This is a genomic window from Allobosea sp. 05T433 (genome assembly GCF_056396065.1).
On the sequence record NZ_JBFTKS010000007.1, the window covers coordinates 78,010 to 94,387 of the forward strand.

The window sequence follows — 16,378 nt, forward strand, 5'->3', positions numbered from 1 at the left end:
GGCCCTGCTGCCCATTGCCGACCCGCTAGCAGGCTGTTGAAGAAGTCGTCCTAGGGCGGGCGATGAAGGTGGAATCGTCACCGTTGTGGACGCGGATTTCGCCCTTGAGGGAGCCGTCCGTTTGAAGTTTGGCCCATCCGTCGCCCGAGACCTCGTCCATCTCATCATTGCCTTGMTCATGCCGGGGCCGCCAGAAGCTTGGGCAGACGGATCAGGTTGTAGGCGGCCAGCGCCAGAGTGAACGCGGCATCGACCTTGGGGCGGCCGCGCACCTTCACCTTGGCCAGTCCCGCCGAGCTTTTGATCCAGCCGAACACCTCCTCGATCCGCTTGCGGCAGCGCTGGCTGATCTCATAGCCGGGGTGGCGCTGGACGCGCCGGTCGAGGGCGCTCCGGCGCCGCTTGCCGGTCTTGGTGACATGTTCATTGCTGGCGATATGCGGGGTGATCGATCGGGCTCTGAGATCGGCCACGAACTGCTTCACGTCATAGGCCTTGTCGGCGCCGAGTGTGATCCGCCGTGCGCGACCTGGCCTCGCATCCAGCAGGGCGAGCGCCGCTTCGCGTTCCGCCGTGCCGGTAGCCAAGGTCACTCCGCCGCCGACCGCAAGGCCGTGGCGGTTCTCCATCAAGGCGTGGCCGAGGTAACAGAGCCTGGCCGGTTGGCCGTCGCTCTTGCGATAGAGCCTGGCCTCGGGGTCGGTGGTGCTCTGGTGAGTCTCGTTGGATCGCTTCTTGCCATGAAAGTCGCGCTCGGCGTTGCGCCCCGTCCTGGAGCCATCATCGCCGTCGCTGCCGTCCTTGCGCCGGAAGCTCTTGGTCGAGGCCCAGGCCTCGATCAGCGTGCCATCCACCGAGAAATGGTCGCTCGACAACAGCCGCTTGACCTTCGGCTGAGCCAGTACCGCCGACAGGAACTTGGCTGCGATCTCTCCGGCCAGCAGCCGGTCCCGGTTCTTCGAGAAGCTCGAATGGTCCCAGGTCGGGTCATCCACCCCAAGACCAACGAACCAACGGAACAACAGGTCGAACTCCAGCCGGTCCATCAACTGACGCTCCGAACGCAGCCCGTAGAACGCCTGAAGCAGCATCGCCCGCAACAGCTTCTCCGGCGCAATCGACGGCCGCCCCAGCCGCTGCGCATAGAGCGCGCTAAAATCCCCCGTCAGCTCCGCCAAGGCTGCATTGGCGATTTCCCGGATCGGCCGCAACGGATGGCCCACTCCGACCCGAGCCTCCAGATCCACATAGGAAAACAGCGATCCAGAGCGCTCATCCGACCCGCGCATCAAATGCCCCCAGCCAACTCCTCAAGCCGAGTGAATCACGCCAAACGCCGCCCCGCTACAGACTTTTTCAACAGCCTGACATCGAAGATGTACTGGAAGCCCGAGCAGCCGCCACCGGCGACGCTGACGCGCAGCATCGAGCCGGGCGGCTCCTTCGCCATCACCGCGACAATGCGATTCGCGGCCTTGCCGGTGACGGCGATGCCACGCGGATTGACCTGAAGATCGGTCGTCATAGGCAGATGCTCCTTGCACCTTTGTTGTCTGCGAAGGTAATTGCGCCGCAGCGCCTGTACAAGCAGGGGGCGTCGATAGGTCCGCCATGCCGCAGCCACAGAGCCCTTCATCCGACCGCGAGCCCGGCGACCGCTGGCGCGCGGCCTATGCCTGTCGTTCGAGCCAGAGCCGCGGCCGCCTGATCGCGGAGCCGGCGTCACCGACGCGCAGCCATTTCCAGCGCGATCGCGACCGGATCATTCATTCCACAGCCTTCCGCCGTTTGAAGCACAAGACGCAAGTCTTTGTTTCGCATGAGGGAGATCATTACCGTACCCGCCTGACGCATACGATCGAGGTGGCGCAGATCGCGCGTGCACTCGCCCGGGCGCTCGGCCTCGACGAGGATCTGGCCGAGGCTCTGGCGCTGGCGCATGATCTTGGCCACACACCGTTCGGGCATACCGGTGAGGATGCCCTCGATGCCTGCATGCACAAGTTCGGTGGTTTCGATCACAACGCCCAGACGCTGCGAATCGTGACCCGGCTCGAACATCGCTATGCCGGTTTCGACGGGCTCAACCTCAGCTGGGAGACGCTGGAAGGGCTGGTCAAGCATAACGGCCCGCTGATCGACCCCGACGGCATGCCGACTGCCCGCTATGCGAAGACTGGTATCCCAGCGGCGATCGTCGAGTATCAGGAGCGGCAGGATCTCTGGCTCGACAGCCATGCCTCTGCGGAGGCGCAGGTCGCCGCGCTCGCCGACGACATCGCCTACAACGCTCATGACATCGATGATGGCTTGCGGGCTGGGCTGTTCGGGCATGCGGAGCTTCGCGTCGTGCCGTTCCTGGCGGATCTGCTCGACGAGATCGAGCGGTTGCATCCTGGCCTCGAGACCTCCCGCGCCACGAACGAGCTGGTGCGCCGGGTGATCACGCGCTTCGTCGAGGATGTGATCGGGCGCTCCCAGGAGCTCATTGCCGCGCTGGCGCCAACTGATGCCGATGCGATCCGCCGGGCGGGAGAGCCCGTTGTCGCCTTCTCGGAGATGATCACGACGGCCGATCGCCAGATCAAGGCCTTCCTTTATCCCAACATGTACCGGCACCCACGGGTCGGGGTCATTCGCCAGCAGGCAGCCGACGTGGTGCGCGACCTTTTCACGCGCTTTGCTGCGGCGCCGCAGGCGATGCCGCCCGACTGGGCGGCTGGGATGACGGAGCTCGACGAGCCCCGCAAGGCCCGCCGGATTGCCGACTATATTGCCGGTATGACCGACTGGTACGCGCTCGACGAGCATCGCCGCCTGTTTGACGCGACCCCGTCGCTGCGATAGGCCCGGGCACTTGTTCCTTCCAGTTTTCGTATTCTTGCGGTCGCAATGAACCTGTTCGAGACCTTTTCCGCGCGCATCAACAGCGCCCTGACCCTGCTTGCAGATCGCGGCGCCATCCCGACCGGGCTGTCCTTCGCCCGTGTCGTCGTCGAGCCGACGCGGGACCCGGCCCATGGCGATCTTGCGATCAATGCCGCGATGGTGCTCGCCAAGGAGGCCGGCACCAACCCACGCGCTCTGGCAGCCTTGCTGGTTGATGAGCTCGCGCGTGATCCGGACGTGGCGAAGGCCGAGATCGCGGGGCCGGGCTTCATCAACCTGACGCTGCAGCCGGCCGTCTTCACGGGGATTCTGAAATCCGCGATCGAGGCCGGACTGGATCACGGCCGCGGTGCGCTCCGGCCCGATCCGAAGATCAATGTGGAATATGTCTCGGCCAATCCGACCGGGCCTATGCATGTCGGCCACGGGCGCGGCGCTGTCTTCGGCGATGCCTTGTCGAGCCTGCTCGCCTTTGCCGGCCACGCGGTCAGCCGCGAGTACTATATCAACGATGCCGGCGCGCAGGTCGATGTACTCGCCCGCTCCGCTTTCCTGCGCTACCGCGAGGCGCTGGGCGAGGAGATCGGGGCGATCCCGGAGGGACTCTACCCCGGCGACTATCTCAAGTCGGTCGGCGAGAGCCTGGCCAAGACCTATGGCGAGAGCCTGCGGGGCAAGCACGAGTCCGAATGGCTGGTGGCGGTGCGCGCTGCCGCGATCGACGGCATGATGGCGATGATCCGGGACGATCTCGCTGCACTCGGGGTCGTTCACGACGTCTTCTTCTCGGAGCGCTCGCTTCAGGCGGTCGACGGCAATATCGATGCCGTGCGCGAGACGATCGAGGACCTGCGCTCGCGCGACCTGATCTATGAAGGCAGGCTTCCGCCACCCAAGGGGCAAAAGGACGAGGACTGGGAAGACCGCGAGCAGACCCTGTTCCGGGCCACGCTGTTCGGCGACGATGTCGACCGGCCGCTGCTCAAGTCGGACGGCAGCTACACCTATTTCGCCAATGACATCGCCTATCACCGCTCGAAATTCGTTCGCGGCTTCGCCGAGATGATCGATGTCTGGGGCGCTGATCATGGCGGCTATGTCAAGCGCATGTCGGCCGCGGTGAAGGCGGTGACGCATGGAGAGGGCTCGCTCGACGTCAAGCTCTGCCAGCTCGTGCGGCTGCTGCGCAATGGCGAGCAGGTGCGCATGTCGAAGCGCTCCGGGGATTTCGTGACGCTGCGCGAAGTCATCGACGAAGTCGGCCGCGATGCGGTGCGCTTCATGATGATCTTCCGCAAGAACGACGCGACGCTTGATTTCGATCTCGCCAAGGTCGTCGAGCAGTCGAAGGACAATCCCGTCTTCTACGTCCAATATGCCCATGCACGCTGCGCTTCGATCTTCCGGCAGGCGCGCGAGGCGTTCCCGGGCATCGATCTGTCGCCCGCGGTGCTGGCGCAGGCGGACCTGTCGCGCCTGACCGACGAGGCGGAGATCGGCATCATCAAGATGATCGCTGCCTATCCAAGAATGATCGATGCAGCGGCCAGCGCACATGAGCCGCATCGCGTCGCATTCTTCGTCCATGAGCTGGCGAGCGCGTTCCACTCGCTCTGGAACAAGGGCAAAGACTCGCCGCAATTACGGTTCGTTAATCAAACTGATCGAGAATCCACGGTAGCAAGACTGGCGTTCGTGCACGCGGTGCGCAGCGTCCTTGCCTCCGGTCTGGCTGTCGTCGGGGTTGCGGCGCCGGAAGAAATGCGTTGACGGCCAGGATCGCCGGCGGCGCGCAAAGTCGGTCAGATTGACCTTGCGTAGAGTTCGGCGTTCCATTCGGGCGCCGACAGCGCTGGAATGGATCATACCATGAGTGAGCCAGCTAGGAACCGTTTCGCCCTCGACCTCGATGACCTCGAGCGTCAGCTGCGCGGCGCGGCTCAGCCTCCAAAGGCAGGGGCGTCTGTCGACCCGCTTGTCGAGCTGACCCGAATCGTCGGTCAGGATGACCCCCTGAAGGAACTCTTCTCGCCGCGGGCCGCTGCCGCTCCCGTGCAGCAGCAAGCGGCCGCCGCTGGAGCCTGGCCGGGCGCCCGGCAGCGCCAGGAGCCTTCTTTTGCCCAGGCACCGGCTCAGCAGCCTGTTGCCGCCAACAATGCACAGCCGCCGGCCGATATGCTGGGGGCACTCGACGAGTTCGAGGCGCTGCTTCGCCGCGGGGATATCGCCCGCCCGGCACCTGCCGCCGAACCGGTCCGGCAGGCTGCGGTCTATGTTCCGACGCCGGTCGAACAGCCGGAGCCCTATCGCACTGCACGGTCGGAGCCCGCCCGGCCTGCCGCGCATGATGCGCGTGACCTCGACGAGGAGCGTGGCAACGCGCAATATCAGGATTACGGCCACGACACGCAGGCGGACTATCCCGAGCCGCCGCTGATGGCCGAAGACGATTATCAGGATCTGCCGCCGCGGCGCTCGCGCAAGGGCCTTTGGGCTGCCGCTGCCGCTGCCGCGATTGCCGTCGCAGTGATCGGCGTCGGCGGCTACATGGGCCTGCGCGGTCCGTCCGTGACAAGCGACGGCCAGCCGCCGGTCATCGCGGCCGATGGCGGCCCGAGCAAGGTTGCGCCGACCAATCCCGGCGGCGCCGAGATTCCGAATCAGAACAAGCAGATTTACGAGCGTGCTGGGGACAGCCCGTCGAACCCGACCAAGGTCGTCAGCCGGGAGGAGCAGCCGGTCGATATCCAGCAGGCGGCACGCACGATGCCGGGCCGGATGGTCATGCCGGGGCTCGGCTCGACGCCGCAGGCAGGCGCCAACGGCAATCCGTTGGCCCAGGCTCCGGCGGCTCCCGAGCGCGGCTCCGTCTCGCCGGCCGAAGCTGGTCTGATCGCAACGTCCAGCGTACCAGGCCTCGGCGAGCCGCGCCGGGTGCGTACCGTCTCGATCCGTCCCGATGGCACGCCGGCGCCTCCGCCCGGCGCGAACGCGGCCTATAGCAACGGCGCGTCAGGGCTCGCGACCGGCGCAGCGCCGACCAGGCTCGGCGGGAACCTGCCGCTCAATCCATCCTCGACCGCGAGCACCAATCCGCCGCGGCAGCGTACGGCTGCGACGCCGGCCGTGGCGCCTGAAGCTCCGAAGGCTCAGGAGCGCGTCGCGACCCCTGCGCCGGCGACCACTCCGGCCGCGCCGGTGCGTGTTGCAAGTGCTGCTCCGACACCGGCTCCCGCTGCGACGCCTGCTCCGGCGACCGCCGCGATCCGTAGCGGCACCGGCGACTTTGCCGTGCAGCTCGCTGCCCCCGGCAGCGAAGCGGAAGCACGCGCCGCATTCGCGGCCCTGCAGCGCAAATATCCCGGCCAGCTCGGCGGCCAGTCGCCGATCGTCAAGAAGACGGATCTCGCTGGCGGAAAGACCGTCTATCGCCTGCGCATCGGGCCGTATTCCCGCGAGGATGCGGCAACGATGTGCACGCAGCTTCAGGCTGCCGGCGGCCAGTGCTTCATCGCCAAGAACTGATTGCCAACTTCGAGATGATCAGACCGCCGGTGGCTTCTGCCACCGGCGGTTTTCCTTTGCCGTGTGTCGCGGACAGGGGGCGGTGTTATGTCGTGCTGTGTTGGCAGGGGCTGGGCGTCCGGGATCGCGGTCAAAGACGCACGCGTCGAATCCGGGTAGGGCATGCCCTGAAACGATGACACCGAACTCAGGAGGACATCCATGGATCGCCGTACTTTCGTCAAGGCCTCAGGCGCCGGAGTCGCAGCCGGTGGCGTGACCATCGCTGCGCCGGCCATCGCGCAGGCCCAGCCGAAGGTCAGCTGGCGCCTGACCTCGAGCTACCCGAAGAGCCTCGACACGCTGTTCGGCATCAGCACGCAGATCGCCAAGCGCGTCGCGGAAGCGACGGACAACCAGTTCCAGATCCAGGTCTTCGCGCCGGGTGAGATCGTGCCGGCATTGCAGGCGCTCGATGCCGTCCAGAACGGCACCGTCGAGTGCAGCAGCACGCTGTCGAGTTTCTACATTGGCAAGAACCCGGCCTTCGCCTTCGAGACCTCGCTGCCTTTCGGCTTGAACACCCGCCAGCACAATGCCTGGCTCTATCAGGGCGGTGGGCTCGAGCTCTGCCGCGCCTTCATGAAGACCTACAACCTCCACACCATCCCCTCGGGGAATACCGGCGCGCAGATGGGTGGCTGGTTCCGCAAGGAGATCAAGACGGTCGAGGATCTGAAGGGCCTGAAGTTCCGGATTGCCGGCCTCGGTGGCACGATCCTGGCGAAGCTGGGCGTCGTGCCGCAGCAGATCGGCGGTGGCGATATCTATCCTGCGCTGGAGCGCGGCACGATCGACGCAGCCGAATTCTCAGGTCCGCTCGACGACGAGAAGCTCGGTTTCCAGCGCGTCGCCAAGTACTATTACTATCCCGGCTTCTGGGAGGGCTGCGCCAATGTCAGCTTCATCGTGAACCTGGAGAAGTGGAACGCGCTGCCCGCTTCGTACAAGGCGATCGTGGAAGCGGCCTGCGCCGAGGCCAACGCGCTTTGCGTCGCGAAATATGACCACGGCAATCCCGACGCCCTGCTGCGCCTCGTCGCCAGCGGCGCTGAGCTCAGGCCGTTTCCGCAGGACGTGATGGTCGCCGCCTTCAAGGAAGCGCAGGCGCTCTATGGCGAGCTTGCGGCCAGCAATCCGGCCTTCAAGACCTTCTATGATTCGTGGTTGCCTTACTGGCGCAAGGAACAGCTCTGGTTCCGTGTCGCAGAACTGCCCTTCGACGCGTTCAACGCCGGCATGGCGCAGCAGATGCGCTGAGCCTCGATGTGCTGAGCCTCCTGGGCTCTGCCAAATAGGTCGAGAGCGAAGCCCGGGGCCAGTTGGTCCCGGGCTTCTTCCGTTAAGGCGCCAGAGCGGGAATCATGCGAGAAGACGGCTTCCGCTGCTTTGCAATCCGCCTCGGGCCTGCTTCATGAAATCCCGCGCCTTCATTGCCGGTTGCCTCGGCACCAGCCTCACCCCTGACGAACGCGCCTTCTTCCGCGATGCCAGGCCCTGGGGCTTTATCGTCTTCAAACGCAACACCCAGACCCCGGAACAGACCGCGGCGCTGACCGCGGAAATGCGGGAGGCCGTGGGCTGGCATGCGCCGATCCTGATCGACCAGGAGGGTGGCAGGGTGCAGCGGATGGGGCCGCCACACTGGCCGGCCTATCCGCCGGCGCAAGCCTTCCTTGGGATCAACGACCCCGTGCAACAGCGCGAGATCGTGCGGCTCTCGGCACGGCTGATGGCGCATGATCTCAAGGCCGTCGGCATCGATGTCGATTGCCTGCCGGTACTCGACGTGCCGGTCTCCGGCAGCCATGACGTGATCGGCAACCGCGCCTATGCCCATGACCCCGACATGGTCGCGCGCCTCGGCCGCGCGGCGGCGGAGGGACTCCTGGCGGGCGGGGTGATCCCCGTGGTCAAGCATATGCCCGGCCACGGCCGGGCGCGGGCCGATAGCCATCATGACCTGCCGGTCGTCGACGCCTCGCTCGAGGCGCTGCGCGGGCATGATTTCCGGCCGTTCCGACATCTCGCCGACATGCCGATGGCAATGACGGCACATGTCGTGTTCACGGCACTCGATCAAAGGCATCCGGCCACGGTTTCGCGTCGGGTCGTCAAGGAGATCATGCGCGGCGAACTCGGCTTCGACGGCCTGATCATGACCGACGACATCTCGATGAAGGCGCTCTCAGGCAGCTTCGCGGAGAAGTCGCGGGCGGCGATCCGCGCCGGGGTCGACGTCGTGTTGCATTGCCACGGCATCATGGAGGAGATGATCGCCGTTGCCGGCGCTGTGCCGGACATGACGGGGGCACGGGCCCGCCGCGCCGCGATGGCGCTCGCCCGGATCCGGCATGAGCCCGAGCCGCTCGATGTGGAGGCTGCGCGCGCCCGGCTGACCAGCGCCCTTGCGTTGGGCGGCCGATAGTCGGAACCTGCGTTCTCAGGGGTGACAGCTTGGGGATGCGGCGGGAATGGACGCCGAACTGCCGTTCGAGGACGAGGCCAGGCCGGCACGCACTGACGGCGAGCCGGCGCTGCTCGTCGATGTCGACGGCTATGAAGGCCCGCTCGACCTGCTGCTCGACCTGGCCCGGCGGCAAAAAGTCGATCTGCACCGCATCTCGATCCTGGCGCTTGCCGAGCAGTATCTAGCCTTCGTCGAGCAGGCGAGGGCGCTCAGGCTTGAGCTTGCCGCTGACTATCTCGTGATGGCGGCCTGGCTCGCCTATCTGAAGTCGCGGTTGCTTTTGCCCGAACCACCGAAGGGCGAGGGGCCGAGTGCCGCGGATCTGGCGACGGCGCTGGCTTTGCGGTTGCGCCGGCTGGAGGCGATCCGCGCGGCGGCGCGGCGGCTGGCGTCCCGGGAAAGGCTGGGACAGGACGTCTTCGCCCGTGGTGCGCCGGAGCCGATCGTTGCCGGCGCCCGCCCGGTCTGGGAGGCCGAACTCTACGATCTGCTCTCGGCCTATGGCCAGCAGCGCCAGAAGCGGGCGCAAAGCCATATCTCCGTCGGGCATCGCATGGTCTGGTCCCTGGTCGAGGCGCGGGAGGTCCTGCAGCGACTGGTCGGCGAGGCGGCGGACTGGACGGCGATCGACCCCTACCTGACCCGCTACATGGCGAGCCACGGGCTGCCGCAAAGCGAAATGCGCGCGACCGTTCGTGCCTCCGCGCTGTCTGCCATGCTGGAGATGGTGCGCGAGGGAATTCTCGATCTGCGCCAGGATGGTGCCTTCACGCCGCTCTATATCCGGCGGCGCTCGGCGCGGCCGCCGACCCTGCCGCTATGATGGCTCGGTGACGATGTCTGCGGCGCCTGAGCGGATCGACGATGACGTGGGGAGCGAGGCGCAGCTCTTCGCCCAGTCGCTGCGCATCGTCGAGGCGCTGCTCTTCGCATCGGCTGCACCGCTCTCGGAAGAGGAACTCCGCCATTCCGTGCCGTCCGGCGTCGCCGTACGGCAGCTCCTTGCCCGACTCACAGACATCTACGCGACGCGTGGCGTCAATTTGCGGCAGGTCGCCGGAAAATGGGCGTTTCGGACCGCACCGGACCTCGGCTACCTGCTGGCGGCCGAGGCGGAGCCGCCGCGCAAGTTGTCGCGGGCGGCGCTCGAGGTGTTGGCGATCATTGCCTATCATCAACCGGTGACACGGGCCGAGATCGAGGAGATCCGGGGCGTTGCCACCGCCAAAGGTACGCTCGACATCCTGCTCGAAGCCGGGTGGGTCAGGCTGCGCGGGCGGCGTCGGACGCCGGGCCGGCCTGTGACCTACGGCACGACGCCGGGCTTCCTTGATCATTTCGGGCTCGACCGCATCGACGACCTCCCTGGCCTGGACGAACTGAAGGGCTCGGGCTTCATCGAGGGGCGGCTCTCGAAGGACCTGACCGTGCCGATCCCCGATGATGGTCTCGACCTGCAGGAGGATGAGGATCCGCTTGGGGACCTCTTTACCCCGCTTGACGACGGCGACGGGCCGCCCCACACCCCGGACGAGTGAAATCGGGGGACAGTCCCTGATTGTCGTCCCGGGCGACCGCAGGGATCCATGGGTCCATGGCCGCGCGCTTGCGACCGAGGTTCGGCATGGACGCCGGTTCTCAGCCGCGCTTCGCCGGGCTGACGCGTGGTTTCGATGGAGCATTCTTTGGCGCGTAGCGAGGGCGTGGCGCGGTGGCTGAGTTGGGGCAGGCGCGGGACAGCGGGCGCGGCCATTCCAATGTCGCTCGCCTTCGAAGGCGTCACCCAGCGCTTCGGTGATGTGACGGCGCTCGAGGACGTGACGCTCGCGATCGCGCCGGGTGAAATCGTGGCTCTGCTCGGGCAATCGGGCTGCGGCAAGACGACGCTGCTCCGCCTCGCGGCGGGCGTCGAACGGCCCAGCTCGGGCAAAGTGCTGCTCGAAGGTCAGGACGTTTCGGCTCCCGACGCCTTCGTCGAGCCGGAGAAGCGCGGCGTTGGTCTGGTCTTCCAGGATTACGCGCTGTTCCCGCATCTCAACGTGCTCGAGAATGTCCGCTTCGGCCTGCGCGGCTATGACGATGCCTCGGCGAAGGCGACGGCGCTGCGTGCCATTGCCCGTGTCGGCCTGGCGGATCTGGCCGAGGCTTATCCACATATGCTTTCAGGCGGCGAGCAGCAGCGCGTGGCGCTGGCGCGAGCGGTGGCGCCGCGCCCCGGCGTGCTCCTGATGGACGAGCCCTTCTCCAATCTCGACCGGCGCTTGCGCGATGTGGTGCGGGACGAAACCGCCGCATTGCTGCAGGAAACCGGGGCGACCTCGATCATCGTCACGCACGATCCCGAGGATGCGATGCGGATCGCCGATCGGATCGTGCTGATGCGATCGGGGCGGATCGTCCAGATCGGGACTGGCGAGGAGCTCTACCGGAGGCCCGTCAGCCTCTTTGCGGCCCGATTTTTCTGCGATTTTACCGAGATCAGCGGCATAGCCGAGCGTGGCGCAGTGGAGACGCCGGTCGGGAGATTTGCGGCACCGGGCCTTGCCGATGGGCAGGAGGCCGTGGTCTGCGTCAGGCCGCATGCGATCAGGCTGGTGCCAAAGGGGTTCTGCCTGCCGGCGCGCGTGGTGATGCGGCGCTTTCTGGGTGAGGTCGACCATTTGCTGCTGGCCGTCGGCGGGCTTGAAAAGCCGCTGGTCGGACGGGTCTCGCTGCCGGGCTCGATCCGGGAAGGCGAGGACATCGGTATCGATATTCAGTCGGACGAAGTTCTTGTGTTCGCCTCGGGGGACACATAGGTTCCGGCACAAGCACTTGGCGCGGGTGGGGAGCCTGCGCCGCACTGGAATTCGGAGGAGTTTGCCATGGGTGGCGTCAGTATCTGGCACTGGATCGTCGTCGGCGTCATCGTGATGCTGTTGTTCGGGCGCGGCAAGGTTTCCGAACTGATGGGCGACGTCGCCAAGGGTATCAAGTCGTTCAAGAAGGGCATGGCCGAAGACGAGCCGACCACGCCGCCGCCTGCTGCGACCACGGCTGACCCGAAGATCATCGATCACGCGCAGCCTGCCAATTCCGCCACGGCGAAGGCCGAACACAAGGCCTGACGCCGCGCCGCCAGCGAGCGGCGAGGGGTTGAGAGGACGAGCCGTCGATGTTCGACATCGCCTGGAGCGAATTGATGCTGATCGGGGCGGTTGCGCTCGTCGTGATCGGCCCCAAGGATCTGCCGAAAGCCATGCGGACCGCCGGGCAGGCGATCGGCAAGATTCGCCGTATGGCCGGCGAGTTTCAGACCCAGTTCAACGACGCGATGCGCGAAGCTGAACTGGACGATCTGAAGAAGCAGGTCGAGGATGTCGGTGGTTCGGTGCAGAGCGCGCTCAATACCGATTTCAAACCGATCGATCCGATCAAGGACGATTTCAGCACACCCGCCTCCGGTGTCCGCGACGACGCGGCGCTGAAGGAAGCGGAGGCTACGCTCGCGGCCTTGCCGGGGCCCGAGCCCTTGCCCGAAATCGTCATAGAGCCCGCGCCGATCGCGGAACCGGAGCCTGAACCCGAGGTCAAGCCGAAGGCGCCGCGCAAGCGCGCTTCGACGAAAAAGGCCAAGGTCAGTGAGCCGGATGAAGGGAGCCCGGCATGAGCGTCGCCAACCCGAGGGAAGGCGAGGACGACATCGAGGCCTCGCGCGCACCGCTGATCGAGCACCTGATCGAGCTGAGGGCGCGGCTGATCAAGTCGCTGATCGCCTTCCTGATCATGTTCTTCATCTGCTTCGCGTTCTCGACGCAGATCTACAACGTGCTGGTGCAGCCCTATGTCTGGGCTGCCGGGCCGAACGGCAACGCGCAGCTGATCTATACCGGCCCGCTCGAGCTGCTCTTCACCCATATCAAGGTGGCGGCATTCGGCGCCGGTTTCTTCGCTTTTCCGGTGATCGCCACGCAGGTCTACAAATTCGTGGCGCCGGGCCTCTACAAGAACGAGAAACAGGCCTTCGCGCCCTATCTGGCCGCGACGCCGATCTTCTTCTGCCTCGGCGCCGCGCTGGTCTTCTTCTTCGCCATGCCCGTGCTGATGAAGTTCTCGATCGGCATGCAGCAGGCGGCGACGGACGGGCAGGCCGGTATCGCGCTCTTGCCGAAGGTCAGTGAGTATCTCTCGCTGATCATGACGCTGATCTTCGCTTTCGGCATCTCGTTCCAGCTGCCGGTGATCCTGACCCTGCTCGGGCAAGCCGGAATTATCGATTCGGCCTTCCTCAAGGACAAGCGGCGCTACGCCATCGTCTTCGTCTTCGTGGTCGCCGCCGTGCTGACGCCGCCGGATGTGATCTCCCAGCTCATGCTTGCCGTGCCGATGCTGCTCCTCTACGAGCTTTCGGTGTTCTCGGTGCGCTATGTCGAGAAGAAGCGGCAGGCTGCGAAAGCGGCCGAGGAAGCAGGCGACGCCTGATCCGATCGCGGCTCGCGCGCATCGATTGGGATGCGCGATAGGTTGAGCAGCGATGTACGACATCAAATGGATTCGCGAGAACGCCGAGGCGTTCGATACCGGGCTGAAACGGCGGGGCCTTGCGCCGCTCTCGTCCTCGCTGCTTGTGCTCGACGATTCCCGTCGTTCGGCCATCGCCAAGGCGCAGGCCACGCAGGAACGCCGCAATGCGCTCTCCAAGGAGATCGGCAAGGCGATGGGCGCGAAGGACGTCGCGCTTGCCGACAAGCTGAAGGCTGAGGTTGCGGCGCTGAAGAACGCTCAGCCGGCGCTCGAAGCGGAGGAGAAGGCGGCCGTCGAAGCGCTGAGCGAACAGCTCGCGGCGATCCCCAACATACCGAATGCCGATGTCCCCGAGGGCGCCGACGAGCACGGTAACGTCGTGCTGCATGTCCATGGCACCAAGCCGGAGGAGGGGAAGCGTCTCATTGGCGTCAACCAGCCGAAAGAGCATTTCGAGCTCGGCGAAGCGCTCGGCCAGATGGATTTCGAGACGGCGGCCAAGCTCTCGGGCTCGCGCTTCGTCGTGTTGAACGCGCGGCTGGCGCGGCTCAACCGCGCGATCGGCCAGTTCATGCTCGATACCCATACCGAGGAGCACGGCTATACCGAGGTCAACCCGCCGCTGATGGTGCGGGATGAGGCGATGTTCGGAACCGCGCAGCTACCCAAATTCCGCGACGATCAGTTCCGGGCGGGCGAGGATCACTGGCTGATCCCCACTGCCGAAGTTCCGCTTACCAATATCGTGCGCGAATCGATCCTCTCCGAGGAGGAGTTGCCGCGTCGCTATTCCGCGTTGACCCCCTGCTTCAGGGCCGAAGCCGGCTCGGCCGGGCGCGATACGCGCGGCATGCTGCGCCAGCACCAGTTCGAGAAGGTCGAGCTCGTCTCGATTACGCTGCCGGAAAAGTCGCGCGAGGAGCACGAGCGCATGCTCGCCGCGGCGGAGGCGATCCTGAAGAAGCTCGACCTGCATTATCGGGTGATGACGCTCTGCACCGGCGATATGGGCTTTGCCAGCCAGAAGACCTGGGACATCGAGGTCTGGCTGCCGGGGCAGAAGACCTATCGCGAGATCTCGTCCTGTTCGGTCTGCGGCGATTTCCAGGCCCGGCGCATGAACGCGCGCTACAAGACCCGGGACGGCAAGGGCCCGTTCTTCGTGCACACCCTCAACGGCTCGGGCACGGCGGTCGGCCGCGCGCTGATCGCGGTGATGGAAAACTACCAGAACGCCGACGGCTCGATCACGGTACCCGACGCACTGGTTCCCTACATGCGCGGGGTAACCCGCATCGAGAAGGCGGCCTGACTCCATGCGTATCCTAGTCACCAATGATGACGGCATCCATGCCGAAGGCCTTGCGGTGCTGGAGCGCATCGCGGCGCAGCTGTCGGACGATGTCTGGGTCGTGGCGCCCGAGACGGATCAGTCGGGCGTCGCGCATTCGCTCTCGCTCAGCAATCCGCTGCGCCAGCGCAAGATCTCGGACAAGCGTTACGCCGTTGCCGGCACGCCGACCGATTGCGTGATCATGGCGGCGCGCTCGATCATGCTCGATGCGCGACCCGACCTCGTTCTGTCCGGTGTCAACCGCGGTCAGAACGTCGCCGAGGACGTGACCTATTCCGGCACCATCGCAGCGGCGATGGAGGGTACGCTGCTCGGCATCCCGTCGATCGCGGTCAGCCAGGCCTACGGGCCGGACGGGCGGCACCAGATCCACTGGGACTGCGCCGAGCACCATGCTCCAGGCATCATCCGCCGGCTGCTGGAGGAGGGGATTCCCGAGGGCGTGCTGTTCAACCTCAACTTCCCGAATGTCGCGCCGAGCGAGGTTGCGGGCGTGGCGGTGACGGTCCAGGGCCGGCGCGACCAGGAGTTGGTGCGGCTCGAGCCCCGCCATGACGGACGCGGCAATCCCTATTTCTGGATCGCCTTCCAGCGCAGCCGGAAGGAACCCGCCAACGGCACCGATCTGAGGGCGCTGTCCGAGCAGAAGATCTCGATCACCCCGCTCGAACTCGACCTCACGCATGAGCCGACGCTGACCCGATTCGCACAGGTTTTTGCCTGATTCCGAACCGGGGGTAATTGGGGGCGGCGATGAGCGAGGCCGAGGAGGCGCCTGGCAGCGAGGGTGAGCGAACCGTCGCATTCCTGCTATCGCTGAGGGCACGGGGCGTGCGCGATCTCGCCGTGCTCCGGGCGATGGAAAAGGTCTCGCGCGAGCGATTCGCGCCGACCCGCTTTGCCGACCTCGCCCGCCAGGACGTTTCCGTGCCGCTCGCCTGCGGGCAGACGATGACCGCCCCGCATACGGTGGCGAATCTCGTCAGTGCCCTGGAGATGGAGCCCTCCGCCCGTGTGCTCGAGGTCGGCACCGGCTCCGGCTATGTCTCGGCTCTGCTTGCCGCCATGGGCGGAGAGGTGGTCTCGCTGGAGCGCTACCGCACGCTTGCGCTTGCTGCCCATGAGCGCATCGGCGGCAGCGGCTACGCAAAAATGGTCGATCTCCGGCACGCTGACGGTTTCCAGCCGGACCGAACGCTCGGCCGATTCGACCGAATCCTGGTCAATGGCGTCACCCATTCCGTTCCCGAGGCCCTGCTGGCGCGGCTTTCGGTCGGCGGGCGGCTGGTCGGGGCGCTCAGGGTTGAAGGCGTATCACGTCGGGTGGTGGTCACGCGGACGGATGACAGTGCCTATGATCATGCGCTCGGCCCGGTCCTGCGCCTGCCGCCGCTGATCCCGGGCTTGGCCCGGGCACTCTGAACCGCGGCTGAAGAAAGCCGGCCCCGGCTCAAAAATGTGAAGAGGCAAAGCACGCGCGAAACGTTTTCGTAACCTGAACGGGGCTTTAATCCCCTTCATCGAGTTGCGTTGTTCGCGAGTATCTTGTCCATGCGTAGCCAAGTCGGATTCAAGTCCAGCGTTGCCCTTCGCCTGTC

Annotated in this window: 16 protein-coding genes; 14 read left to right on the forward strand and 2 right to left on the reverse strand. The window is 65.9% G+C overall.

Annotated features, from left to right (window positions below):
* Positions 1–176 precede the first annotated feature (176 nt).
* Together AC1DGP_RS11755 and AC1DGP_RS11760 are read right to left on the reverse strand one after the other, a co-directional pair.
* Positions 177–1,289 carry an IS5 family transposase gene (locus AC1DGP_RS11755; protein WP_476832171.1) on the reverse strand — a complete coding sequence of 371 codons (1,113 nt, stop codon included), beginning with the start codon at positions 1,287–1,289 and terminating at the stop codon, positions 177–179.
* A 35-nt stretch (positions 1,290–1,324) separates the two neighbouring features.
* Positions 1,325–1,525, reverse strand: coding sequence for a HesB/IscA family protein (locus AC1DGP_RS11760; RefSeq protein WP_476832172.1), 201 nt, complete (start codon positions 1,523–1,525; stop codon positions 1,325–1,327).
* Positions 1,526–1,611: 86 nt separating this feature from the next.
* On the opposite strand from AC1DGP_RS11760, the gene AC1DGP_RS11765 reads away from it, so the two are divergent.
* From AC1DGP_RS11765 to AC1DGP_RS11830, 14 genes are all read left to right on the forward strand, one after another.
* Positions 1,612–2,847, forward strand: coding sequence for a deoxyguanosinetriphosphate triphosphohydrolase (locus tag AC1DGP_RS11765; protein WP_441505983.1), 1,236 nt, complete (start codon positions 1,612–1,614; stop codon positions 2,845–2,847).
* Between the two features lie 45 nt (positions 2,848–2,892).
* The gene (gene argS, locus AC1DGP_RS11770) at positions 2,893–4,659 is read left to right on the forward strand and encodes an arginine--tRNA ligase (protein ID WP_441489698.1); all 1,767 of its coding nucleotides are present in this window, start codon (positions 2,893–2,895) and stop codon (positions 4,657–4,659) included.
* A 99-nt stretch (positions 4,660–4,758) separates the two neighbouring features.
* Entirely contained in the window at positions 4,759–6,414 is a 1,656-nt protein-coding gene (locus AC1DGP_RS11775; RefSeq protein ID WP_476832173.1) for an SPOR domain-containing protein, read from the forward strand.
* 201 nt (positions 6,415–6,615) lie between these two features.
* Positions 6,616–7,713 (forward strand): TRAP transporter substrate-binding protein, encoded by a 1,098-nt coding sequence (locus AC1DGP_RS11780; protein WP_441505981.1) that lies wholly within the window; start codon positions 6,616–6,618, stop codon positions 7,711–7,713.
* 154 nt (positions 7,714–7,867) lie between these two features.
* Positions 7,868–8,881, forward strand: coding sequence for a beta-N-acetylhexosaminidase (nagZ, locus tag AC1DGP_RS11785; protein ID WP_441505980.1), 1,014 nt, complete (start codon positions 7,868–7,870; stop codon positions 8,879–8,881).
* 46 nt (positions 8,882–8,927) lie between these two features.
* Positions 8,928–9,746, forward strand: coding sequence for a segregation and condensation protein A (locus AC1DGP_RS11790; protein WP_441505979.1), 819 nt, complete (start codon positions 8,928–8,930; stop codon positions 9,744–9,746).
* A gap of 13 nt (positions 9,747–9,759) precedes the next feature.
* A complete protein-coding gene (scpB, locus tag AC1DGP_RS11795) occupies positions 9,760–10,461 on the forward strand; it encodes an SMC-Scp complex subunit ScpB (RefSeq protein WP_441506015.1) in 702 nt (233 codons plus the stop codon).
* Between the two features lie 219 nt (positions 10,462–10,680).
* Positions 10,681–11,721, forward strand: coding sequence for an ABC transporter ATP-binding protein (locus tag AC1DGP_RS11800; protein ID WP_441479260.1), 1,041 nt, complete (start codon positions 10,681–10,683; stop codon positions 11,719–11,721).
* 66 nt (positions 11,722–11,787) lie between these two features.
* A complete protein-coding gene (locus tag AC1DGP_RS11805) occupies positions 11,788–12,030 on the forward strand; it encodes a twin-arginine translocase TatA/TatE family subunit (protein ID WP_043232977.1) in 243 nt (80 codons plus the stop codon).
* Between the two features lie 47 nt (positions 12,031–12,077).
* A complete protein-coding gene (tatB, locus tag AC1DGP_RS11810) occupies positions 12,078–12,572 on the forward strand; it encodes a Sec-independent protein translocase protein TatB (protein WP_441505977.1) in 495 nt (164 codons plus the stop codon).
* Positions 12,569–13,384, forward strand: a complete 816-nt coding sequence (gene tatC, locus AC1DGP_RS11815) for a twin-arginine translocase subunit TatC (protein WP_441505976.1) — start codon at positions 12,569–12,571, stop codon at positions 13,382–13,384. Before tatB ends, tatC begins: the two co-directional genes overlap by 4 nt.
* Positions 13,385–13,436: 52 nt before the next feature.
* The gene (serS, locus tag AC1DGP_RS11820; protein ID WP_441505975.1) at positions 13,437–14,738 is read left to right on the forward strand and encodes a serine--tRNA ligase; all 1,302 of its coding nucleotides are present in this window, start codon (positions 13,437–13,439) and stop codon (positions 14,736–14,738) included.
* 4 nt (positions 14,739–14,742) lie between these two features.
* Positions 14,743–15,504 (forward strand): 5'/3'-nucleotidase SurE, encoded by a 762-nt coding sequence (surE, locus tag AC1DGP_RS11825; protein ID WP_069880263.1) that lies wholly within the window; start codon positions 14,743–14,745, stop codon positions 15,502–15,504.
* A 29-nt stretch (positions 15,505–15,533) separates the two neighbouring features.
* Positions 15,534–16,202, forward strand: coding sequence for a protein-L-isoaspartate O-methyltransferase family protein (locus AC1DGP_RS11830; RefSeq protein ID WP_441489705.1), 669 nt, complete (start codon positions 15,534–15,536; stop codon positions 16,200–16,202).
* Positions 16,203–16,378: the final 176 nt, after the last annotated feature.